Source organism: Microbacterium sp. NPDC090225, assembly GCF_044772365.1.
Lineage (GTDB): Bacteria > Actinomycetota > Actinomycetes > Actinomycetales > Microbacteriaceae > Microbacterium.
On record NZ_JBIVYS010000002.1, the window covers coordinates 45,952 to 67,309 of the forward strand.

At 71.4% G+C, this 21,358-nt stretch carries 19 protein-coding genes, 1 tRNA gene and 1 pseudogene; 14 read left to right on the top strand and 7 right to left on the bottom strand.

Annotated elements, in window-relative coordinates:
* The first annotated feature begins 53 nt into the window (after positions 1-53).
* The 3 genes from ACIQTT_RS14100 to ACIQTT_RS14110 are packed head-to-tail and all read left to right on the top strand — an operon-like array spanning position 54 to position 1,855.
* Positions 54-509 carry an Lrp/AsnC family transcriptional regulator gene (locus ACIQTT_RS14100; RefSeq protein WP_247634062.1) on the top strand — a complete coding sequence of 152 codons (456 nt, stop codon included), beginning with the start codon at positions 54-56 and terminating at the stop codon, positions 507-509.
* A gap of 18 nt (positions 510-527) precedes the next feature.
* The gene (locus tag ACIQTT_RS14105) at positions 528-818 is read left to right on the top strand and encodes a DUF4287 domain-containing protein (RefSeq protein ID WP_247634063.1); all 291 of its coding nucleotides are present in this window, start codon (positions 528-530) and stop codon (positions 816-818) included.
* A gap of 41 nt (positions 819-859) precedes the next feature.
* Positions 860-1,855, top strand: a complete 996-nt coding sequence (locus ACIQTT_RS14110) for a 1,4-dihydroxy-2-naphthoate polyprenyltransferase (protein WP_402791357.1) — start codon at positions 860-862, stop codon at positions 1,853-1,855.
* Positions 1,856-1,861: 6 nt separating this feature from the next.
* On the opposite strand, the gene ACIQTT_RS14115 is transcribed toward ACIQTT_RS14110, so the two are convergent.
* Both ACIQTT_RS14115 and ACIQTT_RS14120 read right to left on the bottom strand, forming a co-directional pair.
* Positions 1,862-2,170 (bottom strand): DUF4229 domain-containing protein, encoded by a 309-nt coding sequence (locus tag ACIQTT_RS14115; RefSeq protein ID WP_402791360.1) that lies wholly within the window; start codon positions 2,168-2,170, stop codon positions 1,862-1,864.
* Between the two features lie 47 nt (positions 2,171-2,217).
* Positions 2,218-3,108: a hypothetical protein gene (locus ACIQTT_RS14120; RefSeq protein ID WP_402791363.1), complete on the bottom strand. Its 891-nt coding sequence runs from the start codon at positions 3,106-3,108 to the stop codon at positions 2,218-2,220.
* Between the two features lie 124 nt (positions 3,109-3,232).
* On the opposite strand from ACIQTT_RS14120, the gene ACIQTT_RS14125 reads away from it, so the two are divergent.
* From ACIQTT_RS14125 to ACIQTT_RS14150, 6 genes are all read left to right on the top strand, one after another.
* Positions 3,233-4,213, top strand: coding sequence for a glycosyltransferase family 2 protein (locus ACIQTT_RS14125; protein ID WP_402791366.1), 981 nt, complete (start codon positions 3,233-3,235; stop codon positions 4,211-4,213).
* Positions 4,210-5,586 (top strand): polysialyltransferase family glycosyltransferase, encoded by a 1,377-nt coding sequence (locus ACIQTT_RS14130; protein WP_402791369.1) that lies wholly within the window; start codon positions 4,210-4,212, stop codon positions 5,584-5,586. Before ACIQTT_RS14125 ends, ACIQTT_RS14130 begins: the two co-directional genes overlap by 4 nt.
* 1 nt (position 5,587) lies before the next feature.
* Positions 5,588-6,820, top strand: a complete 1,233-nt coding sequence (locus tag ACIQTT_RS14135) for a cytidylyltransferase domain-containing protein (RefSeq protein WP_402791372.1) — start codon at positions 5,588-5,590, stop codon at positions 6,818-6,820.
* 96 nt (positions 6,821-6,916) lie between these two features.
* Entirely contained in the window at positions 6,917-7,789 is an 873-nt protein-coding gene (locus tag ACIQTT_RS14140) for an N-acetylneuraminate synthase family protein (RefSeq protein ID WP_402791375.1), read from the top strand.
* Positions 7,786-9,225, top strand: coding sequence for a DUF6716 putative glycosyltransferase (locus tag ACIQTT_RS14145; RefSeq protein ID WP_402791378.1), 1,440 nt, complete (start codon positions 7,786-7,788; stop codon positions 9,223-9,225). The genes ACIQTT_RS14140 and ACIQTT_RS14145 overlap by 4 nt, the downstream gene beginning before the upstream one ends.
* Before the next feature lie 113 nt (positions 9,226-9,338).
* A tRNA-Met gene (locus ACIQTT_RS14150) sits at positions 9,339-9,414 on the top strand.
* Positions 9,415-9,436: 22 nt separating this feature from the next.
* Here ACIQTT_RS14150 and ACIQTT_RS14155 read toward each other — a convergent pair.
* Both ACIQTT_RS14155 and ACIQTT_RS14160 read right to left on the bottom strand, forming a co-directional pair.
* Entirely contained in the window at positions 9,437-10,657 is a 1,221-nt protein-coding gene (locus ACIQTT_RS14155) for an alpha/beta hydrolase family protein (protein ID WP_402791381.1), read from the bottom strand.
* Positions 10,658-10,680: 23 nt separating this feature from the next.
* A complete protein-coding gene (locus ACIQTT_RS14160; protein ID WP_402791384.1) occupies positions 10,681-11,304 on the bottom strand; it encodes a TetR/AcrR family transcriptional regulator in 624 nt (207 codons plus the stop codon).
* Positions 11,305-11,374: 70 nt separating this feature from the next.
* Between ACIQTT_RS14160 and ACIQTT_RS14165 the strand changes: the two genes are divergently transcribed.
* The 3 genes and pseudogenes from ACIQTT_RS14165 (at position 11,375) to ACIQTT_RS14175 (ending at position 13,942) form a co-directional block, all read left to right on the top strand.
* Positions 11,375-12,676: an MFS transporter gene (locus tag ACIQTT_RS14165; RefSeq protein ID WP_402791386.1), complete on the top strand. Its 1,302-nt coding sequence runs from the start codon at positions 11,375-11,377 to the stop codon at positions 12,674-12,676.
* 25 nt (positions 12,677-12,701) lie between these two features.
* Positions 12,702-13,138: pseudogene (gene arfB / locus ACIQTT_RS14170) on the top strand (alternative ribosome rescue aminoacyl-tRNA hydrolase ArfB).
* A 93-nt stretch (positions 13,139-13,231) separates the two neighbouring features.
* Positions 13,232-13,942 (top strand): DUF4870 domain-containing protein, encoded by a 711-nt coding sequence (locus ACIQTT_RS14175; RefSeq protein ID WP_402791389.1) that lies wholly within the window; start codon positions 13,232-13,234, stop codon positions 13,940-13,942.
* 94 nt (positions 13,943-14,036) lie between these two features.
* Here the strand turns inward: ACIQTT_RS14175 and ACIQTT_RS14180 are convergent, their stop codons facing one another.
* Together ACIQTT_RS14180 and ACIQTT_RS14185 are read right to left on the bottom strand one after the other, a co-directional pair.
* Entirely contained in the window at positions 14,037-15,185 is a 1,149-nt protein-coding gene (locus ACIQTT_RS14180) for a Vms1/Ankzf1 family peptidyl-tRNA hydrolase (protein WP_402791392.1), read from the bottom strand.
* A gap of 136 nt (positions 15,186-15,321) precedes the next feature.
* Positions 15,322-17,409: a bifunctional lysylphosphatidylglycerol flippase/synthetase MprF gene (locus tag ACIQTT_RS14185; RefSeq protein WP_402791395.1), complete on the bottom strand. Its 2,088-nt coding sequence runs from the start codon at positions 17,407-17,409 to the stop codon at positions 15,322-15,324.
* Between the two features lie 70 nt (positions 17,410-17,479).
* Here ACIQTT_RS14185 and ACIQTT_RS14190 point away from each other — a divergent pair, with 70 nt between their 5' ends.
* Positions 17,480-18,574, top strand: coding sequence for a PQQ-dependent sugar dehydrogenase (locus ACIQTT_RS14190; protein WP_402791398.1), 1,095 nt, complete (start codon positions 17,480-17,482; stop codon positions 18,572-18,574).
* Between the two features lie 32 nt (positions 18,575-18,606).
* On the opposite strand, the gene ACIQTT_RS14195 is transcribed toward ACIQTT_RS14190, so the two are convergent.
* On the bottom strand, positions 18,607-19,413 hold the full coding sequence (locus ACIQTT_RS14195) for a tyrosine-protein phosphatase (protein WP_402791400.1): 807 nt from the start codon (positions 19,411-19,413) through the stop codon (positions 18,607-18,609).
* Here ACIQTT_RS14195 and ACIQTT_RS14200 point away from each other — a divergent pair.
* Entirely contained in the window at positions 19,412-21,316 is a 1,905-nt protein-coding gene (locus ACIQTT_RS14200) for a glycerophosphoryl diester phosphodiesterase membrane domain-containing protein (protein WP_402791403.1), read from the top strand. The two genes, ACIQTT_RS14195 and ACIQTT_RS14200, sit on opposite strands and share 2 nt — an antisense overlap.
* The last annotated feature ends 42 nt before the right edge of the window (positions 21,317-21,358 follow it).

Consider the following 21,358-nt stretch of genomic DNA (forward strand, 5'->3'; position numbering starts at 1 on the left):
ATTAAACGGAAACTTTCCTGCATAAACGGAAAGCTAACGATATTCTTACACGCATGGATGACTCTGTCGACCGCGCGATCCTTGCCGAGATCTCCCGCGACGGGCGCGCCACGCTCTCGCAGCTGTCGGATGCCGTCGGGCTGTCGGTCTCGGCCGTGCAGTCGCGTCTGCGCCGCCTCGAGACGCGGGGCGTGATCACCGGGTACCGGGCGCTCCTCGACCCCGAGAAGGTGGGCACGCCGCTGTCGGCGTTCATCGAGATCACCCCGCTCGACCCCGCCCAGCCCGATATCGCGCCCGAGCAGCTCGAACACCTCGACGCGATCGAGGCGTGCCACTCGATCGCCGGTGACGCGAGCTACATGCTGTTCGTGCGCGTGGCCTCGCCCCGGGCACTCGAGGAACTCGTGCGCGACATCCGGCTCGCGGCATCCGTGAACACCCGCACGACCGTGGTACTGCAGACCTACTATGAGCATCGACCGATCATCCCGATCGCGCACGACTGACCCCTGAAGGAGACACCGATGTCGTTCCAGGCCTACCTCGACAAGGTCGAGACCCAGACCGGTCTCACGCCCCGGCAGTTCATCGCGCTCGCGAAGGAGCAGGGCTTCGACGAGACGACGAAGTCGACCGTCGTGCTGAACTGGCTCAAGGAGACCTACGGTCTCGGCCACGGGCACGCCCAGGCGATGGTGCACGTGATCCTCAAGGGGCCGAAGATCAGCTCCACGCACGTCGGCAAGGGCGGAGCGCACGGCGACAAGAGCGACGAGCTCTGGCTCGACGGCAAGGACTCGAACCCGAATCCCTGACCGCCCGGGGCGTCATCGGCTCGCACAGTAGGATTCCCTGCGTGGCAGCATCCTCGAAGCGCAAGACCTCCGCGCCCCGCAAGACGAACCAGACCCGCGTGAGCGGCAACCCGGCGAAGCGGGCGAGCGGCGACCCCGCGCGACAGACCGTGATCGACGCCGGACCCGTCACGCTCGGCGACTGGATCGGCGCCTCCCGACTTCGCACGCTGCCTCTCGCGATCGCCCCGGTGCTCATCGGCACGGGAGCCGCGCGCAGCACGGGCCCCGAGTTCCACTGGGTGATCGCTCTCGCATGCCTTGCCGTCGCCGTCTTCCTGCAGATCGGCGTCAACTTCACCAACGACTACAGCGACGGCGTGCGCGGGACGGATGCCGTGCGCGTCGGCCCCGCGCGCCTCACCGCGTCGGGCCGTGTGAAGCCGCGCACCGTGCTGATCGTCGGGCTGGTGTTCTTCGCGCTCGCCGCCGCGGCGGGCATCGCGATCGTGGTGCGCACCGAGCAGTGGTGGATGCTGGCCGTCGGCGCCGCGTGCATCGTCGCCGCCTGGTTCTACACCGGCGGCAAGCGCCCCTACGGCTACGCCGGTCTCGGTGAGGTGTTCGTGTTCGTGTTCTTCGGGCTCGTCGCGACCCTCGGCACCACCTGGGTGCAGATCTTCGACCTGCCGCAGCAGGCGTGGCTCGGGGCGATCGCCGCGGGACTGTTCGCCTGCGCGGTGCTGCTCGCCAACAACCTGCGCGACATCGACCAGGATCGCCTCGTCGGCAAGCGCACCCTCACGGTGCTCATCGGCCGCCGGACGACGCAGGTGCTGTTCACGCTGTTCGTGCTCGCGCCCTTCGCGATCGCGATCCTGCTGGCGCTGCTGTTCCCGATCGCGTGGCTCTCGCTGCTCGCCCTGCTCGCGGGACTCCCGGCGATCCTGATCGTCTGGACCTATCGCCAGCCCAAGGAACTCGTCATCGCCCTCGCGCTGACCTCGCTGACGTCACTGCTCTACGCCGGCGCCCTGTTCTGGGCGTTCGCCGGCTGAGCCCGGTTACTTCTCGTCGCGCGGCTCTTCGGCCCGCGGCTCGCTCTCGCCGTCGACCACCGCGTCCTCGGCGTCGGCATCCTCCTGGCCGGTCGATGCGCGCGCCTCGCGGCGCTCGACGATCGCCGCCGACGCCTCGGTGAGCGGGCGGCGCAGGAACAGCATCGAGATGCTCGTGCCGATCAGCGCGGCGAAGATCGCGGCGAGCCACCAGAACTCCCGGAAGATCGGGAAGAAGAACCAGAGGATCGCGAGCGGGACGAGGAACGCCAGCAGCCGCAGCACGGAGTAGACGAAGAAAGGTGCAGGCTTCACCCGACAAGTCTACGAGCGTTCGCCGGGGCGGACTCCTCCGCCGACCCTCACAGCCCGATGCGGGCGAAGGGGATGCCGCGCACGACCCGGTGCCGTGGATGCTCCCCGAGCGTCCACAGCATCCGCTCCTCCGGATCGAGCGCGAGATCCTCGCACCCGGCGGGCAGGGGCAGGGTGTGTCGGGTCAGGCCATCGCGCGTGCCGGTCCACAGCCGGCCGGGGGTCTTCAGCGCCGACTGCGACACGAGGATCCGGTCGCCCCACCGCACCGCGCCCTGCATGCGCGGGATGCCCGGCGCGAACCGCTCGTGAGCGACGAAACCGTCATCGATGCCCTCGGGGATCGTGAACTCGCCGATGCGTCCCTCGTCGTCGCGGAGGTACTCGCCGATCAGCACCCGCCGCAGCGGTGCGCCGTCGGCATCGAACGCGCGTCCGAGGAACGAGCACCGCAGGTCGATCGGATGCACACGCGTGCGCACCGCGACCAGCGCGGAGCGCGGCCACCATCGGCCGGCGATCCCGCGCACGCGCCGGGCGATAGGGCCGTGCACGCGGCGGATGTCGGACAGGTCGAACTCCCAGATCCCCCGTCCCGTCGCCGCAGCGAACAGCCGATCGCCGAACCAGGCGAGCCCGCCGGTGTGGATCTGCGCGGGCTGGAGGTCGCCCGCCTCGTCCTCGATCGCGAGTGCGATATCGACGTGCCGGGCCCGCTCGGTGTCGATCATCACGACGCGCGAGGCGAGATGATGGCCGGTCCGATCCTGGCGGAACCAGCTGACGGCGAGCGTGCGGCGTCCGTCGCGTTCACCGATGTCGATCCCCTGCGGATACCAGCGGGTCGTCCAGGCGCGCGCCGAGAGCCATCGCAGATCATGGGTCTCGCGGCGTCGTCGCAGCATCCGTCGACCGTTCGACCCGCGTGAGGAGAGCATCGCTCCATCGTCGCCGATGCGCGCGGCCCCGCCTACCAGGACACCCCGCGTTCACCCGCGCGTCGCCGGGCGGCAAGGAACGCCTGAGACGATTCCCGACCGACCGACCATCACTGGGAGTCCCGTGCGCAGTCCGCTCGTCACCGTCATCCTTCCCGCGAAGGATGCCGGCTCCTACATCGCGACCACGCTCGAGACCCTGACGCGCCAGTTCGACGACCCGGAGGCGCTCAAGCTCGTGGCGATCGACGACGGATCCGGCGACGACACCGGCGCACTCATGCGCCGCTACGCCGATCGGTTCCCGCACGCCGAGGTCATCCGCAACGACTCGGCCCGCGGGCTCGCGAGCGCCCGCAACCAGGGACTCGCGCACGTCGAGGGCGAGGCGTTCTGCTTCCTCGACGGCGATGACTGGATGCAGCCGCAGCGGCTCTCCGTGCTCGCGCGCCGGCTACGCGGGCTGGAGGCCGACTTCCTTCGCACCGATCACGTGACGGTGACGAATGCCGATCGCGCGCTCGTGCGCGCCCCGCACCCGTGGCGGGAGAAGGTCGTGCCCGCGCGCGACGCGATCCTGCCGGCGACCGAGAGCACGATGGTCGACTACCCGTTCGCGTGGGCGGGCATCTTCGACCGCCGGATCATCGATCGCGGGCTCGCCGCCTTCTCCGAGGGCCTGCACACGGCCGAGGATCGACCGTGGATCTGGCGGCTGCACCTGTCGGACGCCTCGTTCGCGGTGGTCGACGCCCCCGCGCTCCTGTACCGCCGCGGGGTGACGACCTCGCTCACGCAGGTGCGCGACCGGCGGCAGCTCGACTTCGCCCGTGCGATGGCCGAGGCCGTCGCGATCGTCGAGGCGGATGTCGAGGCCGCACGGTTCCTGCCGAAGATCACGTTCTCGTCCCTGGCGCTCAGCTCCCACCACCTCGTGCGCGCCCGGCGGATGCCGCGTGCGCTGCGCGGCGAGATGCGCGCGGGGATCGTCGAGCTGCTGGGGGCGCTGCCCGACGCCGAGGTGCGGAAGGCGGTACGCGAGCTGTCGGGACCGCGGCGCCGGGTACTGTCGCGGGTGCTGCGACGGGCGGGACACGACTCATGACCCAGATCTTCGCGCTGCACAGCGCTTACGGACTCGCGACCGTCGCCGCGGCCATCGACGAGGGGGTCCTCGGGCCGGGTCTCGGTGGAGCCGGCGGCGACCGCGTGCTGGTGCCGTTCGTCTCGGCACGGGTGCCCGAGATCGTGACCGGGATCGGTGCCGATCCCGCGCTCGCCCCGCTCCGCTCCCGCTTCGACCGGATCGAAGAGCTCGACACGCTGCTCGGCCCGCTGCATCCGAGCGGGTGGGCACCGGAACCCGCCGACCTGCCGCTGCTCGAGCGGCTGTTCACCCGGGCCTGGAACCTCGACGCCGATGATCTCGAGCTGTTCGTGCAGAGCCCGCAGGTCGCCCCGGCGCGCACGCTGATGTCGCTGTTCCCCCGCGCGCGGATCACGATCGTGGGCGATGGGCTCATGACCTATTCGCCGATGCGGGTGCCCCTCGGCCACGCCGTGAGCAGTCGGATCGTCCGGGTGCTGCACGCCGACGTCGTGCCGGGGGTCGCGCCTCTCGTAGGCTCCCCGGTCGCGGCATCCGTGCCCGTGCCCGTCGCCGCGTTCGGACGCGTGCTCGACGAGACCGACCTCGGGGAGCCCCTCGTCGACACGGCGGGGCATCCGCTCGACGACGGCGCCCCGACGGCGATCGTGCTCGGGCAGTACCTCTCGGTGCTCGGCCTGCTGAGCGCGCGCGAGGAGATCGCGCTGCAGCGCGACCTGATCGACCGGGCAGCGGCCGCAGGGCCCGCCCGCATCGTGTTCAAGCCGCATCCGGCGGCGCCGCCGCTGCAGACGGATGCCGTACGCGAACGCGCCCTCTCGCACGGTGTCGAGTTCGCGGTGTACCGGGGTCCGCTCGCCGCCGAGGTGCTCGCCCGCCGCGTCGATGCCCGTGCGGTGGTCGCGGCGTTCTCGACCGCACTCCCCACGGTCCAGGCCCTGCGCGGCACGATGATCGCCTCGGCGGGGGCGGCGATGCTGCTGCGACGCCTGCGCCCGTACGAGAACAGCAATCGGGTGCCGCTGACGATCGTCGACGCACTCACCCGCGAGGACTCCCCGTACGCCGATCCCGAGCTGCTGCAATTGCTCGTCGATGCGGTGGGCTACGCCATGCAGCCCGAGATCGCCGGGCACCTGCGCGAGCGCGCGGAACTGCTGCTGCGCGGCCTGGCGCCGGCGGAGCGCGAACGGTACTTCGCCCCCGAGCAGCTGCGCGACCTGCGCCTCCCCGGAGCGTCGCCCGAGGGTGCGGCGCGACGGATGCTGCGATCGGCCGGAGGCACCGGGCGTGTGGAGGAGCTGCGGTTGACGGCGATCGGGGCGCGGCGACGTGCGGGCCGGGTCTGGCGAGTGATGCGAGGGCGATGACATGAGCGATGACGCGAGCGATGACGTGAGCGATGCGACGACCGAACCGACGGCCGGGCTGACCGTCGCGATCATCCCCGCCCGGGGCGGGTCGAAGGGCGTGCCGCGCAAGAATCTGCGCACCGTCGGGGGAGTGCCGCTGGTCGTGCGCGCGATCCGGGCGGCGCGCGACGCCGCGGGCATCGACCTCGTCGTCGTCTCGACCGATGACGATGAGATCGCCGCCGTGAGCGCGGAGGCGGGCGCGCGGGTGGTCCGTCGACCCGCGGAGATATCCGGCGACACGGCGTCGTCGGAGAGCGCGATCCTGCACGCGGTCGACGAGATCGAGTCCGGGATCGAGGCCCGGCGCGAAAAGGTCGGGGTCATCGCGTTCGTGCAGGCCACCTCGCCGTTCATCCCGAGCGAGGCGCTCGCCGGAGCCGTCGCCGAGGTGCGTGCTGGCCGCGGCGACAGCGTGTTCTCGGCGCACGAGACCTACGGGTTCCTCTGGCGGCGGGAGGGCGACGGTGATGGCGCCCAGGCCACGGCCATCAACCACGAGGCCGCGCATCGCCCGCGTCGGCAGGACCGCGAACCGCACTACCTCGAGACCGGGGCCTTCTACGTCTTCCGTGCCGCGGCCTTCCGCCGTAGCAGGCACCGCTTCTTCGGCCGGATCCGTATCGCCGAGGTGCCGGAGTGGACGGCGATCGAGATCGACGACGAGCAGCAACTCCGCCTCGCCGACGCGCTCGCCGCAGTGCACGACCAGACCCAAGATGCCGCCGCACGCATCGACGTCCGCGCCGTCGTCACCGACTTCGACGGCGTGCACACCGACGACACCGCGATCATCGACGCCGATGGCGGGGAACGCGTGCGGGTGAGCCGAGAGGACGGCATGGGCGTCGCACTGCTCCGGCGCGCCGGCATCCCGATGCTGATCCTCTCGACCGAGCAGAACCCGGTCGTGCGCGCGCGGGCCGAGAAGCTGCGGGTGCCGGTGCTGCACGGCATCGACGACAAGGAGCAGGCGCTGCGCGCCTGGGCGGAGGGCGAAGGCATCCGCCTCGACGACATCGCCTACCTCGGCAACGACGTCAACGACCTGCCCGCGATGCGCATCGTCGGGTGGCCGGTCGCGGTGGCGAACGCGCACCCGCGCGTGCTCGCCGCCGCGCGCGTCGTGCTCACCCGCACAGGGGGAAACGGGGCCGTGCGCGAGCTCGTCGAACGGGTGTTGCCCGACTGACCGGTGCCGGTAACCCGGGCGTCGTCGGGTGTTCACCCCCGGGGCGTAGCCAGGAGGGGCGGGGGTTTTCCGCATCGCTCGACCACCGGAGGAACCATGACTGTCAGCATCGGATCGCGTGTGATCGGCGGCGGTCGCCCCGCCTACGTCATCGCCGAGATCGGCCTGAACCACAACGGCGACGTCGAGATCGCGAAGCGCCTCATCGACGTCGCGGCCAAGGCCGGTGCCGACGCCGTGAAGTTCCAGAAGCGCACACCCGAGATCTCCACCCCCGCGCACATGCGCGACGTGCCGCGCGAGACGCCCTGGGGCACCATGAGCTACCTCGACTACCGCCGCCGCGTCGAGTTCGGACGCGAGGAGTACATCGCGATCGGCGACCACGCCACGATGCTCGGCCTCGACTGGTTCGCCTCGCCGTGGGACGTTCCGAGCGTCGCCTTCCTCGAAGAGCTCAACGTGGTCGCCCACAAGGTCGCCTCGGCGAGCCTGACCGACACCGAGCTGCTCATCGCCCTGCGCGAGACCGGCAAGCCCGTCATCCTCTCGACCGGCATGTCGACGATCGAGCAGATCGACCGCGCGCTCGACACACTGGGCACCGACCGCGTGGTGCTGATGCACGCCACCTCCACCTACCCGCTGGAGCCCGAAGAGGCGAACCTGCGGGCGATCGCCACGCTGCGCGACCGCTACGCCGGGATCCCCGTCGGCTACTCCGGTCACGAGCGCGGCCTGCAGATCTCGCTCGCCGCCGTCGCGATCGGGGCGGTCGCCGTCGAGCGCCACATCACCCTCGACCGCACGATGTGGGGGTCGGACCACGCCGCCTCCCTCGAACCGACCGGTCTCGAGCACCTCGTGCGCGACATCCGCGTGATCGAGAAGGCCCTCGGCGACGGCGTCAAGCGCGTCTTCGACAGCGAGCTCGCCCCCATGGCGAAGCTGCGCCGCGTTCCCGCATGACCGACCTGCGCGCCGACGGTGCCGGAGGGCTGCGGGTCGTCGCGATCGCCGATGCCGACTCCTTCGTGAAGTGGTCGGCCTCGCTGCTCGCGGCGGTGCCCGGCATCCGTCCGCAGCTGCTGCTCGTGCGCACCCCGCTCACCGCGAGCGCGGCCCAGCAGCGCACGGCGCTCGCGGGCACCGGCATCCGTGAGTCCGATGTCGCGCGCATCGCCTTCCGCGAGGCCGAGGCCTGGCTCACCCGGCACGAGCCGGACGTCGTGGTCCTTGCGGGGCGCGCGCCCTTCGTGCGCCTGATGGGGCGCGTGATCGACGCGCTGCCCCAGCGTCCCGTCACCGTCTCCGGCCTGCCCGGCATGGCGATCCCCGCGCAGCGCGGCGCCCTCGACTATCGGCGCCACACCGACCTGCTGGTCGTGCACTCGCACCGCGAGCAGCGTGCCTTCGCCGAACTCGGACGCCGTATCGGCGTGCAGGTGCCGACGGCCCTCGCGACACTGCCGTTCGCCCGCGGCAGGGAGCGGATGCTGGCGGGCGATCGCGCGCGGGTGCTCGCCGCCGGAGCGGCGGGGCCGTCGGCGGCAGGCGCGGTGGCGGTGGCGGGCGTGGTGGCGGTGGCCGAGCGTCCGCGTTCCGCCGAGCCGGTGGCGCATCGGCCCCCGGCGACCGACATCGTGTTCGCGGCCCAGGCGATGGTTCCCGCGGAGCGCGCCGACCGCGAGAAGATCGCCGAGATGCTGATCCGCGCGGCCGAGGTCGACCCCACCCGCCGCATCGTGGTGAAGCTGCGCTCGCGACCGGGCGAGGCCGAGACGCATCTCGAGCGCGACTCCTACCCCGAGCTGCTCGCGGGCCGGATGCCGTCGAACCTCGTCGTCTCGTACGCGTCCATGGCCGAGGCGCTCTCGACCGCCGCCGGACTCGTGACCGTGAGCTCCACCGCTGCGATCGAGGCGGTCGCGCAGGGCGTGCCCGTGATCGCGCTCGACTCCTACGGGGTCAGCAAGTCACTGCTCAACACGGTGTTCGTCGGAAGCGGTCTGCTCGGCGGCGGGCGCGAGGTCGTGGGCGGCAGGTTCCGTCAACCGCACCCAGACTGGCTGCGCGACAACTACTTCCACCCGTCTAAGGAGTCGACGTGGTGGGAGCGCGTCGAGGAGCTCGTCGCGCTGCGGCGGGCGGGCGGTCTGCCGGCCCGGCGGGTGCCCGCACCCCGCGGCGGAAAGCTGCACGAGGCGTGGCACCGAGCGAGCGTGCTCGGCCGGGAGGATCGGTCGGTGAGGGGTGCGGTCGCGCTGGCGATCGGGGTGCCGGCGACCCGCCTGATCTCGGCGCTGCGCCGGGGACGCACGCAGGGCGGTGGGCGCACCTGGGCGGATGCCTCGACCGACTACACGCTCGAGCCGAGCCCGCTGCGCGACTCCATCCGGCGGTGAGGCACGCGGGTGTCGTGACACCGAGCGTTCGATGACCTCACGCGAAGTAGTCGGGTGTCACTTCGAGGAATGTCCTCGCTTTGCCGCGGACGCCCGGGTAACGTCAGTGCCATCGCGGCGATCCGGGCGGTCCCGGGCCTCAGCTCATATCTGATGGCGTTGCGGGTTCGACTCCCGCCGTCGCGTCCACTCCTCTCGACGGGACCCCGGGTCACTCCACCCGTTCGTCCAGCCAGTCGAACATCCGCTGCGCGGTGATCGTGCGGCCGAGCGGCTGGCAGTGCCCGTCGGCGCCCTCGGCGGCGGTGAAGTGCACGAGCGTCGAGACACCGGGTGTCAGGGCGGCGAGCCGATCGGCCTGGCCGGGCCAGAACTGCTCGTTCTCGGGGGAGAGGATCAGCAGCGGGGTCGTGATCTCGGCGGCGATGTCGGCGACCGAGTACTGACGTACGGCCTGGATCGTCTCGCCGTACCCCCGTGTGCCGTAGGGTCGTGCGCGGAAGCGCCAGGTGCGCGCCGTCTCGGGCGAGAGCTTGAGGCCGAGCTCCATCTCGCGGTCGAACTTCTCGACCTGCCCCTCGTCGAGCAGCTTCAGCAGCCCGTGCGGGAGGTGCCCGGTCCACGAGGTCGAGACGTCGACGATCCCCGGGTCGGTGATCGCGGCGGCGAAGCGATCCTCGAAGGCCAGGGCGCGCGCCACCCAGTAGCTGCCCTGGCTGATGCCGTACACGGCGATGCGCATCGCATCCACGCCGTCGAGGCGGGCGACCGTGTCGAAGACCGGGGTGAGCACGTGCTCCCAGTCGGGGCGGAACGGCACGTCCTTCTCGAAGAGCTCCGACTGCTGTCCGGGGCCGTCGAACACGAGCACGTTGTACCCGCGGCGCAGGGCGGGAGCGACGACGGCGGCGTAGAGGGAGGCGCGTGACCCGTCGCTGCCGTTGACGGCCACCAGGGTCGGGGGCGTCGCGCCCTCCGGTGCGGGTGCGGGGCGGAAGAACCACCCGGGCAGCGTCCCGCCGCCGCTGGGGATCGAGACGTCCTCGACCACGCTCGACGTGTGCGCCACGAATCCGCGCCACGCGGCCTCCTGCTTCGCGAACGTCGGCGACATCGCATCCGGGTCGGCGAGCGCGCTCGCCGCGTTGACCGCGACCCCGTAGTACGCCGAGGCGCGCAGGAAGGCGGATGCCGCGCTCACCGGGTGCCCCGCCTCCGCACTCGCGGATGCCGTGGCGACCGTGCGGTCGGCGAGCTCCTTCCAGGCGTCGAACCAGGCCTCGTGCTCGCCGTCGCGGATGCCCGCGACGGCGGCGAGGATCTCGCCCGGCTCGCCGGCGCCCTCCACGCTCGCGCCGAGCGCGCTGCGGATCTCGAAGTCGAAGTCGGCGCTCTCGGAGAACGCGCGGATGTGTGCGGAGTGGTGGGTCATGGGGGGACTCCCTTCCCCCTCCACTATCGGGCGTCGTCGACCTCGCTGACAAGGCGCGCCTCGATCGGCGCCCAGCCGCTCTCGAGAACGTGGAACCCGGCGTCGAGCGTCGCGAGCTGATCGTCGCTGTCGGTGACGAGCAGCTGGAGCTGCAGCACGAAGCGCGCGTAGACGCGGATCTCGGGGGTGGGCGCGGGGAGGTCGAACTCCTCGGCGATCACGTCGGAGAGCGCGTCCTCGTGGCGCAGCCACATCTTCGCGGCGTACTCGCGCAGCGCCGGGGTCTCGTTGAGGAAGTGCAGGAAGATGCGCGCGACGTCCTCGCCGTGCTCGTTCAGGTTCTCGCCGATCTCGACGGCGTAGAAGTCGCGGATCGCGCGGTTGATCGTGACGCCCTCCCCGCGCTCGCGCACGGCGCCGACGAGGCGGTCGCGCTGCTCGTCGTCTTCGTCGAAGACGAGCGCCTCCTTCTGCGGGAAGTGCGCGAAGACGGTGGTGGGGGAGACATCGGCCGCGTCCGCGACCTCCCGGATGCTGACGTTGTCGAAGCCGCGTTCGAGGAACATCATCGTCGCGACATCCGAGATGTTCTTGCGGGTCGCCGCCTTCTTGCGCTCCCGACGGCCGAGGGGGTTCGTTTCGGTCATGCCCTCACCATACCCCGAACTCGATACAAAACTGGCTTGACACCAAAACTGGTATGGATACACTTTCGGTATGACTTCACCTGTTCTCCTCACGGCGCGTGCCACGAACCGCGCCTGGATCATGCTCATCGTCCTGACGATGCTGACCGTCATCGGCATGACGGTCGTCCTTCCGGTGCTGCCGTTCGTCGTGCTGCAGTACGTCTCGCACGAGAGCGATCTCGCCATCTGGGTCGGGGTGCTCGAGGCGATCAACGGCCTGTGCGCCTTCCTCGTCGCCCCGTTCCTCGGCCGCCTCTCCGACCGCTTCGGCCGGCGGCCCGTCATCATCGCCGCCGCTTTCGGAGCTGCGCTCTCGATGGCGCTGTTCGGGATCGGCGGCGCTCTCTGGGTGCTCGTGCTCGCGCGCGTCATCCAGGGGCTCACCGCCGGTGACCTTCCCGCGCTCTTCGCCTACCTCGCCGACATCACCCCGCCCGAGAAGAGGGCGCAGCGCTTCGGTCTGCTCGGCGCGCTCTCGGGCATCGGCATGATGGTGGGCCCGGCGGTCGGCGGACTCCTCGCCGCGATCAGCCTGCAGCTGCCCGTGTTCGTGACCGCCGCCGTCGGCCTGACGATCGCGATCCTCAGCATCTTCCTGCTGCCCGAGAGCCTCGCGCCCGAGAACCGCATCGCACGGATCGCCGCCCGCGACGTGCAACCGTTCGCGGTCTTCCGCAACGCGTTCGCCCGCCGCGAGCTGCGCGGACTCCTCATCGGCTTCGCTCTTCTCGCCCTGCCGTTCGGGTTCTTCGTCAACAACTTCAGCGTGCTCGCCCTCGATGCGATCCAGTGGGGGCCCACGCAGATCGGGCTGCTCACCGCGGCCGTCGGCATCATCGACATCCTCATCCAGGGCGTGCTGCTCGGCATCCTGCTGCCCCGCATCGGCGAGCGCGGCGTGATCGTGAGCGGAATCGTCGCGCAGGCGATCGGCCTCGCGGGACTCGCGGTCGTCGCCTCGCTGCTCGCGCAGCCGTGGGTGTTCATCGTCGGCGCGCTGATGCTCGCCGCCGGGCAGGGCGCCGCGACCGCCGCGATGGACGGCGCGATGTCGAACGCCGTCGGCGATGACGAGCAGGGCTGGCTGGGCGGGGTGACGCAGTCGCTCAACGCCGCGATGGGCACGGTCGCCCCGCTCATCGCCGCCGCGCTCTACACCGGCATCAGCCACGCCGCGCCCTACTGGCTGGGCGTCGCACTGATGGTCGTCGCCGCGATCGTCGTCGGCCGCGCGCACATCGTCAACACCGCGAAGAAGGAGCAGCGCGGCGCGCTCGACGGGCAGATCGACGAGAAGGATGCCGCTGCCCCCGTGCCGATCGCGGGATGACACCGATCGCGGGATGATGGATGCCATGTCCACCTCTGCTCGCCCCGGCCTCCGGGTCTCGTCGGGTCTCACGATCCCCGAGTCCGAGCTGTCGTGGCGGTTCTCCCGCTCCTCGGGGGCGGGCAGGGCGTGAACACGGCGGACTCCCGCGTGGAGTTGGTGTGGGATGCCGTGAACTCCGCGCAGCTCTCTCCGGTGCAGCGGGAGCGGCTCCTCGAGAGGCTGGCCGGCCGGTTGGTGAACGGCGTGCTCACGATCGCGGCATCCGAGCACCGCGCCCAGCTACGAAACCGTGAGGCGGCGCGGGAGCGGCTGGCCGGGCTCGTCGCCGAGGCGATCCGGCCGCCGGCCCCGCCCCGCCGCCCGACGAAGCCCAGCCGCGGATCGAAGGAGCGGCGGCTGAAGGCCAAGCAGCGCCGCACCGATGTGAAGCAGCTGCGGCGGCGGCCCCGCGACGTCTGACCGTCCACAGCCGCCCGCGGGTGTGCGCGCTGCCTGCGATGATGGTCGCTGGCCCGCTCAGGGGGAGCGCGGTTCCGACCTTGGGAGTGACAGATGACCGAAGAGAACGACGCCGTCCAACCGCCCGAGCCGCCCGCCGCGCCACAGCCGCCGGCCGGACAGCAGCCGCCCGCCGGATACCCGGCTCCGGCTCAGCCGCCCTACGGTCAGGCTCCGGCCCAGCCGCCCTACGGTCAGGCTCCTTACGGTCAGGCGCCCACCGCCTACCCGGGGCAGCCCGCGTACGGTCAGACGCCGCCTTCCTACGGACAGGCTCCGACCGGATACCCGGTCCCCGGCTACCCGGTCCCCGGCTACCCGGCCCCCGGCTACGCCCCCTACGGCTACCCGCCGATCAGCGGTCGACGCTACTGGGCGCTGCTCTTCCTCGTCTACATCCCCTACGTCGGAGCGCTCGTCGCCGCGATCGTCGGGATCGTGCAACGGTCGTCCGCGACGCGCTCGCCGCATCCGATCGTGCGCGAGAACGCGCGCTGGGCGGCGAACTGGGCGCTCAGCTACCTGCTGTATCTCATCGCGCTCTTCGTCCTGCTCATCACGATCGGCGTCGGGACGGCGCGGCCGCGCTCCTACGATGAGTACGGCTACAGCTCCGGCGGTGACCCATCGGGCTGGATCGCCGTCCCGGGGCTGCTGATCATCGGGATCGGGATCTACTGCCTGGTCACCATCATCCGTGGCACGGTGATCTCCGAGCGGGTCGTGCACCGGCCGGCCCTGGCGATCCCGTTCTTCCGGGCCTGAGCCGCCGCGACGACACGACGCACGAACACGAGAGAGGACGCGAGCCGGGAAACGGCTCGCGTCCTCTCTCGTTTCTCGTTCGATTCGGGCGCGGTCAGTTCACGTCGCTGTCGGCGTCGGCATCCGCCCACCGCAGCGATGCGACCGGCTCGCGCACGGGTCGCTCCTCGCGGCGGTCGTCGGAAGCCTCGTACTCGTCATCCTCGATCAGCACTCGGGCGTCGGTGAGCAGAGCGGCGCGCGCGAGCGCCTCGGCGGCGCGGATGCTGCCGAGCACCTGCGTGTTCAGGCGCTGCGCGACGTCGGTCACCACCCACGGCGGCCCGTCGAGAGCGATCAGCGTGCGCTCGTCGTCGAGCAGGCGGCCGTCGAGCACGAGAGTGTCGACGCGGGCCTGCTGCAGAGCCTCGATCACCGCCGGGAAGCCTTCGGCGCCACCCGAGCCGTCGTCGGCCGCCGCGCGGTCGCGCACGTCCGCGATCTCCCGGCGGCGCCGCTCGTCGATCTCGTGGGCGATCGTGTCGTCGAGCGCCGTGCGATCGGCACCGTCGGCCCGGGTGTTCGCATCGACGTCGACGAGCAGCGCGCGCTCGTCGCCCGTGAGCTCCTCGGCCAGCAGCTGTCGTGCGCGCACGTCGCCCGACACCGCGACGAACGCGGGCCGCTCCTCGCGGATGAGTGCGCTCAGTGCGGCCGCGACATCCTTCTGGTTCTGCTTCCAGACGTTCTCGACGTAGTTCTGGTACTTCGCGTCTCCCAGGCCGCCCGTGCGCACCTTCGAGATCTCGTCGGTGTCACCCTCGATCTCGGTCTCGCGCTCGCTGCCGCCGCGTCCCGAGGTCTCGAGGCGGATGTCGGCGCCGTCGCGGCTCGTCTCGACGACGAGGTAGCGGGTCTCCGACGCCGTATGGCGCAGGAGGGGGAGGATCGACGGCAGGGCGCCGTGCTCGAGGCGCTCCGGGCCGAGGCGCGCTCCGATGAAGCTGCGATCGAGCACCGTCTCTCCGTCGCGGGCGATCACGACCCGGGCTGACGGACTCGGCAGGCCGTTGCGCTCGCCCAGTGCGGTCTCGATGGCCGCCGCGTCGTCTTCCGGCGCTCCGACCTCGTCGATCAACTGGTCGCGCACGGCGTGGTGGCGAGCGCCCTCCTCGACCTGCGGCAGCTCGCCGGTGCCGTCGACGTAGGCGGTGGTCCAGGGGCCCGAACCCTGCAGGATCTCGGTCAGCGTGTGTTCGCTCATGACTTCTCCTTCATCGGTCGTCGGTCCTCCCGACGCTAGGAAAAGACAGGGGAGAGGTCGACAGGGTTGACGAATCGGATGCCCGACGTTAGCCGCGCGCGCGGCCCCGGCGACGGGCGCGCCAGAGAGAATCCGGCTACTCCTTACCGCCGCGCACGAGCTCCAGCCCCGCCCCGGCGAACTGCCGCAGCGTCGCGTCGGGCAGGAACGCCCGGGTGAGTGCCCCACCGATGCGGGTGAGGTCGCTCTCGTCGCGGAACAGCAGGTACATGGTCTCGTAGCGGGGGTGGAACTTCTGCTTGAAGCGGTGCAGCGAACCGAAGCCGTACACCGGTTCGAGGGCCTCGGCGAGGCGGTCGCTCAGCGCGGCGATCATCCCGGCGTCCGGCGGATAGTCGTGGGCGAGCGGTGCGCCCGAGAGCGACATGATCTCGGCTCCCTCCTCGGAGAACTGCTTCGCCGATGCGCCGATCAGGTACTCCATGACGGGCGCGAACCCGCCCTCGCGGCGGCGCATCAGGTCGAGCGTCCAGCCGCGCACCGTTCCACCCGCGCCGTACACCGGCAACCACGACAGGAAGCCGTCGACGTCGCCGTTGGGGGCGAGCGCCAGGGCGATCCGCACCTCCGGGTCCTCGGCCTCCTCGAGCGTGCCGAGCGTGAAGCGCATCTCGGGCAGGTCCTTGTCGCCGACCCACGCCTCCGAGATCGCGCGCAGTTGCTGCTTCACGCCCCACGACTCGTCGCCGAGCCGCGTCATCCGGAACGTCATGTCCTCGCGACCCGCCCGGTTCAGCGAGGTCCGCACCGACGCCCACTGCTTGCCGGTGAACTCCAGGCCCGGCAGATCGACGATCGTGTCGTCGGCGACGACGATGCTGCGCCACGTCGACGGCACGGCGGCGAGGGTCGCGGCATCCGCACTGAAGAAGCACGGAACCATCCCCGCCTGCTCGGCCGCATGGATGAAGTCCGTGACCGCTTCGGCGCGCGCAACCGCGGGGCCGATCGGGTCGGCGAGCGCGAGGGCGACTCCGTTGCGGCGCTGGTACGCGACGATGCCGCCGGCCACCCGGGCGTAGCTGTTGCCCTCCCAGGTCGTCATCCACGACAGCGTGCCGCCGCCGTGCGCACGCAACTCGGTCTTGACGTCGTCGACGGTCGGGGCGGGCGGGATGCCGAGGGGTGAGCGCCGCTTGGCGCGGAACGCCCGCCGCACCCACACGAGGTAGACGAGCACGATCACCCAGAGGAAACCGTTGGCGAGGGCGAGCTCGGTCTCGCCGTCCCAGCGGATGTCGAGTTCGGCCTGACTGGTGAGGATGATCAGCGTCAGCACGAGGGCGGCGACGAGCACGTTGAAGATGCCCAGGAGCAGCGCCAGCACCCACGACCAGCGCCGTCCGCGGCGCAGACCGTTCACGAGCACGAGGATCACGACGAGGTCGATCGCGAGGTCGATGAAGCCGCCCGAAGCCGGGTCGGTGGGGCCGAAGGGGCCGTCGGTGGGCACCAGGGTCGTGATGATCTCGACCGCGCCGAGCACGAGGATCGCCATCACCGCGATGAGCCGCTGCTCCCGCACGGTCGTACGCCGCACGCGCAGCGAGCGGTCGACGACGAGGATCAGCAGTACGGCGAGCAGGTGCTCGAGGTCGGCGACCTTGCCCCAGAACAGCATGGCGACGAACACGAAGCCGAGCAGGATCAACCAGCCGCGCACGCGCCACGGCGGGCGGAACAGGCCGACGGCCGCGGCGATGCACGCCATGGTGCCGCCGGATGCCCCGACATCGAGCGCCTGAGCCTGCGCCGTCGCCCACGCCCACGGGAACTGCGAGAGCACGAACAGCAGGAGGGCGGTGGCGAAGATCGCGAACAGCTGCCCGATCGCGTAGTAGGCGACGGCGACGCGAGACCCGCGACGGTACTCGAGGTACGCCATGCCCCAGAACCCCGAGATCGTGAACACGTACACCCACGGCTGGTTCACGAAGAACGTGCCGGTGAGGGGCGTCCACCACTTGCCGTCGGCGAGATTGGGGAGCCCGTAGGCGACGGTCTCGAACAGCGCGGACTTCTCGAAGGGGGCCCAGAGTCCCTGCCAGACCACCCCGACGGCGAGGATCAGCACGACGAACGTCAGCGTCGCCGGCATCCGTCGAACGACCGAGAGCACCGAGGACCGCACGGGTGTCGACGAGGCGCTTCGCTCTGCGTGCATGCGCTCAGCGTAGCGAGCGGCACCCCTGCGGGTCTTCCTCCTTTCGGCGCGAGAGGGTTGGATGGGAGGCATGTCCCTCTCGCGCAGGACCGCCACCGCCGCACTCACGGTCGCGGCTTCCCTCGCGTTTGCCGGATGCGTTTCCCCGACCCCGACGCCCGTCCCGACACCCGAATCCGCCGAGTCCGACGCAGCGACGATCCTCACCACCGTCGTCGCCACGGGGCTCGACGCCCCCTGGTCCATCGCCTTCCACGGCGAGACGGCGCTCGTGAGCGAGCGCGACAGCGCGCGGATCGTCGAGGTCACCGTCACGGGCGGCACCCGCGAGGTGGGGCGCATCGACGGGGCGCGCGCGGGCGGGGAGGGCGGGCTCCTCGGCATCGCCGTGCACGACGATCAGCTCTACACGTACTTCACAGCCGACGCCGGCGACGGCGGAGCGACCGAGAACCGCATCGAGCGCCGCGATCTCCGGGGGGACCCGGGATCGCTCGCGCTCGGAGACCCCGAGACGGTAGTCGACGGCATCCCGGCCGCCGGCAATCACAACGGCGGCCGTATCGCCTTCGGCCCCGACGGGATGCTGTACGCCACGACGGGCGACGCCGGCGATCGCGAGAGCGCGCAGGATCCCGACGCGCTTTCGGGAAAGATTCTCCGCCTGACCCCCGAAGGCGGCGTTCCCGACGACAATCCGACCCCCGGCTCGGCGGTCTACACGCTCGGCCACCGGAATCCGCAGGGCATCGCCTGGGCGGCGGACGGCACGATGTACGCGAGCGAGTTCGGGCAGGACACCTGGGACGAACTCAACGTGATCGTCGCGGGCGAGAACTACGGCTGGCCGACGGTCGAGGGCATCGCCGACCGCGAGGGCTTCGTCGATCCCGTGCAGCAGTGGTCGCCGTCGACCGCGAGCCCGAGCGGCATCGCGGTGGCGGGGGGCCAGATCGTGATCGCCAACCTGCGGGGCGAGCGCCTGCGGATCGTTCCGCTCGCCGACACCGACACCGCATTCGAGCTGCACGGCGGCGAGTACGGACGCCTGCGCGATGCGGTCGCCGCCCCCGACGGGTCGGTCTGGGTGCTCACGAACAACACCGACGGGCGCGGCGACCCCCGCGACGGCGACGACCGCATCCTCCGGCTCGACCTGGGCTGAGACGCACGGTTCCCGCCCGCTCCGAGTGAGCGCTACTCGCCCCGGAGCACCCGACGCAGCCCCGCGATCTCGTCGTCGGTCATCCCACCGCTGCGCAGGTACCCGATCGCGTCGCCGTGCTCGGTGGTGATCCAGTCCAGCGCGGCCTCGATCGCGGGAGCCGGCGACTCGGTCGCGAGCGTGCGCAGGCGCGGCGTCAGCGGCACCCCGATCGCGGTGATGAGCTGCGTGAGCGAGGCGGCGAAGCCGCGCGCGAGGTTCGTGCCGGTCTGCGTGTAGTCCTCGACGATCGCCTCGCGCGGCACCCCGGCGACCGACAGCAGGATCGCCGCGGCCAGGCCGGTGCGGTCCTTGCCCGCCGTGCAGTGGAACAGCACGCCCGGCCGCGCGGTGCCCGCGGCGTCGAGCACCGCGCGCGCCACGGTCGCGAACTGCGGGGCGCTCGCCGCGAGGATCGCGACGTACAGGTCCTCCAGCGTCGGCACCTGATCGAGCACCGCCGCCATCTGCTCGTCCGTCAGCGCGTGCTGCCCGCTCGCGGGCAGCAGCTTCTGCACCATCTCGTCCATCGCTCCGCCCTGCACCGACAGCGGCACGAGCGTCACGCTGCCGTCGCCGGGCAGACGGTCGGCGGCGCGGGTGCGCTCGGCGTCGGTGCGCAGGTCGATCACGGTGCCGATGCCCAGGTCGGCCAGCGCCTGCAGGCCCTCGTCGGTCAGGCTCGCCAGCGCATCCGATCGGAACAGGATGCCGGGGGCGATCGTCGCGCCGTCGGCGGTGGCGATCCCCGCGAGTCCGCGGGCGTTGTGAGTGACCGTGAGAGCGGAGGAGATGTCCATGGTGGCGAGCGTAGCGAACCCCGCCGCGCGCTCCCGTCGCTACGCTCGGATCATGCCGACGAACGCCGCCACGCCTCCGGGGCTCCGGGCGTGGTCACTGGTTCGTTCCGCGGCGGCGACGGCCGTGCGGCTGGTGCGTCGCCGAGTACTGCTGGTCGTCGTGGTCGCCATCGCCGTGCAGGGGCTCTACGTCTGGGCAGTGCTGCCGCTGCTGCTCCGCCTGTTCCAGGTCGCGCTCGACGCGAGCGGCGTCGACGGACTGAGCCTGGCCGGCCTCCCCGCCCTCCTCACCAGCCCGCTCGCCGTGCTGGCGCTGCTCGTGCTCGCGCTCGTGGCGACGTTGTTCGCCCTCGTCGAGGTGAGCGTCTTCTCGGTCGTCGCCGATCTCTGCCTGCGGGGTGACGCGCCGACGGCGCCGGCGCTGCTGCGCGGACTCGGGCGGATGACGCGCCGGGTGCTGGGTCCGCAGGTCGCGCTGTTCGCGGGTTATGCGCTCCTGATCCTGCCGCTCTCGCACGTCGGCGTCGGCTCGACGGTGACCTCGCACATCGCGATCCCGCAGTTCATCAGCGGAGAGCTCACGAAGACACCCGTCGGCACCGTCGCCTACGTGCTGGTGGTCGCCGGGATCGTCTACCTCGCGCTGCGACTGGCGGCGACGGTCCCGGCCCTGGCCGGAGAGCAGACCACCGTGTGGGCGGCGATGCGGCGCAGTCTGGCACTCACGCGCCGCACGCAGGTCTTCGTTGCCCTGTTGCTGCTCGTCGTCGGCGCGGCGGCGGCCGCGGTCTTCCTCGCGGCGGCGCTGCTGGGCACGATCCCGGTCGCCCTGGCCTCGACGGCGGGCGAGGGACCCGGGGCCTCGGCGGCCGGGGCGATGCTCGCCGTTCTCGACCTCGTGCGCTTCGTCGTGACCGGATTCGTCGCGGCGTTCCTGGCGTTCTTCTTCGTCGCACTGGATCGCGGGAACGCGGCATCCGAGCGCGGTGGACCGGATCCGTCATCCGAGACCGCGGCGGTCGGTGCGCGGGTCCGCGACCGTCTGTCTCGGGTGCTCGCCGGTGCGGTGCTCGTCGTGTTCGCGGTGCTCGCCGTGCCGCCGACGGTGTTCGCGACGCTCGCGGCGGTGCCCGCCGATCCGCCGCTGGTGATCGCCCACCGCGGGTACACCGCGCTCGGCGTCGAGAACACGCTGTCCTCGTTGCGCGCGGCGTCGGATGCCGGAGCCGACGTGGTCGAGATGGACATCCAGGAGACGGCCGACCAGCGGTTCGTCGTCATCCACGACACCGACCTGCAGCGATTGGCCGGCGACCCCCGCGACGTGTACGACCTCGATGCCGACGAACTCGCGGCGACGGTCGTGCGGCAGGGCGACCTCGAGGACCGCATCCCGACGCTCGAGGAATACCTGCGCGAGGCCGACGACCTCGGTGTCCGCGTGCTCGTGGAGGTGAAGCCCCATGGGCACGAGGCCCCGGGATTCGCCGACCGCGTCGTCGACGCCCTGGAGCGTCTCGATCCCGAGCGACGGCACCTGGTCCAGTCGCTCGATCCGGCGCTCGTCGACCGGATCGTCGCCGCCGACCCCGAGCGCACGGTCGTGCTCGTCACCGGCTTTCAGATCGGCGACGCCCCGCGCACGCCCGCCGACGCCGTCGCGGTCGAGGACTGGTCGTACTCCGACGAGATGCTCGTGCGCCTGCGCGACGAGGGCAAGCGGCTCTTCGTCTGGACGGTCGACGACCCCGCCCTCCTGGAGGAGTACGCCGGTCGCGGCGTCGACGGCGTCATCACCGACCGCGTCGCCGAGGCGATCGCGATCCGCGACCTGCAGCAGACGGTCACGAACCCGGTGAGCCGATATCTGGCGATCGCGAGCCGGCGGATCGCCGTGTTCTGAGCCGCCGGCGCACCGCACGGTCCTTCGCCCGCACGGCGCGCC

What these genes read in the sequence shown, in the direction of transcription:
- ACIQTT_RS14100 (WP_247634062.1), top strand. Translation starts at nt 54, where the DNA reads ATGGATGACTCTGTCGACCGCGCGATCCTTGCCGAGATCTCCCGCGAC.
- ACIQTT_RS14105 (WP_247634063.1), top strand. Translation starts at nt 528, where the DNA reads ATGTCGTTCCAGGCCTACCTCGACAAGGTCGAGACCCAGACCGGTCTC.
- ACIQTT_RS14120 (WP_402791363.1), bottom strand. Translation starts at nt 3,108, where the DNA reads ATGCTCTCCTCACGCGGGTCGAACGGTCGACGGATGCTGCGACGACGC.
- ACIQTT_RS14130 (WP_402791369.1), top strand. Translation starts at nt 4,210, where the DNA reads ATGACCCAGATCTTCGCGCTGCACAGCGCTTACGGACTCGCGACCGTC.
- ACIQTT_RS14135 (WP_402791372.1), top strand. Translation starts at nt 5,588, where the DNA reads ATGAGCGATGACGCGAGCGATGACGTGAGCGATGCGACGACCGAACCG.
- ACIQTT_RS14140 (WP_402791375.1), top strand. Translation starts at nt 6,917, where the DNA reads ATGACTGTCAGCATCGGATCGCGTGTGATCGGCGGCGGTCGCCCCGCC.
- ACIQTT_RS14145 (WP_402791378.1), top strand. Translation starts at nt 7,786, where the DNA reads ATGACCGACCTGCGCGCCGACGGTGCCGGAGGGCTGCGGGTCGTCGCG.
- ACIQTT_RS14155 (WP_402791381.1), bottom strand. Translation starts at nt 10,657, where the DNA reads ATGACCCACCACTCCGCACACATCCGCGCGTTCTCCGAGAGCGCCGAC.
- ACIQTT_RS14160 (WP_402791384.1), bottom strand. Translation starts at nt 11,304, where the DNA reads ATGACCGAAACGAACCCCCTCGGCCGTCGGGAGCGCAAGAAGGCGGCG.
- ACIQTT_RS14165 (WP_402791386.1), top strand. Translation starts at nt 11,375, where the DNA reads ATGACTTCACCTGTTCTCCTCACGGCGCGTGCCACGAACCGCGCCTGG.
- ACIQTT_RS14175 (WP_402791389.1), top strand. Translation starts at nt 13,232, where the DNA reads ATGACCGAAGAGAACGACGCCGTCCAACCGCCCGAGCCGCCCGCCGCG.
- ACIQTT_RS14180 (WP_402791392.1), bottom strand. Translation starts at nt 15,185, where the DNA reads ATGAGCGAACACACGCTGACCGAGATCCTGCAGGGTTCGGGCCCCTGG.
- ACIQTT_RS14185 (WP_402791395.1), bottom strand. Translation starts at nt 17,409, where the DNA reads ATGCACGCAGAGCGAAGCGCCTCGTCGACACCCGTGCGGTCCTCGGTG.
- ACIQTT_RS14190 (WP_402791398.1), top strand. Translation starts at nt 17,480, where the DNA reads ATGTCCCTCTCGCGCAGGACCGCCACCGCCGCACTCACGGTCGCGGCT.
- ACIQTT_RS14200 (WP_402791403.1), top strand. Translation starts at nt 19,412, where the DNA reads ATGGTGGCGAGCGTAGCGAACCCCGCCGCGCGCTCCCGTCGCTACGCT.
- ACIQTT_RS14195 (WP_402791400.1), bottom strand. Translation starts at nt 19,413, where the DNA reads ATGGACATCTCCTCCGCTCTCACGGTCACTCACAACGCCCGCGGACTC.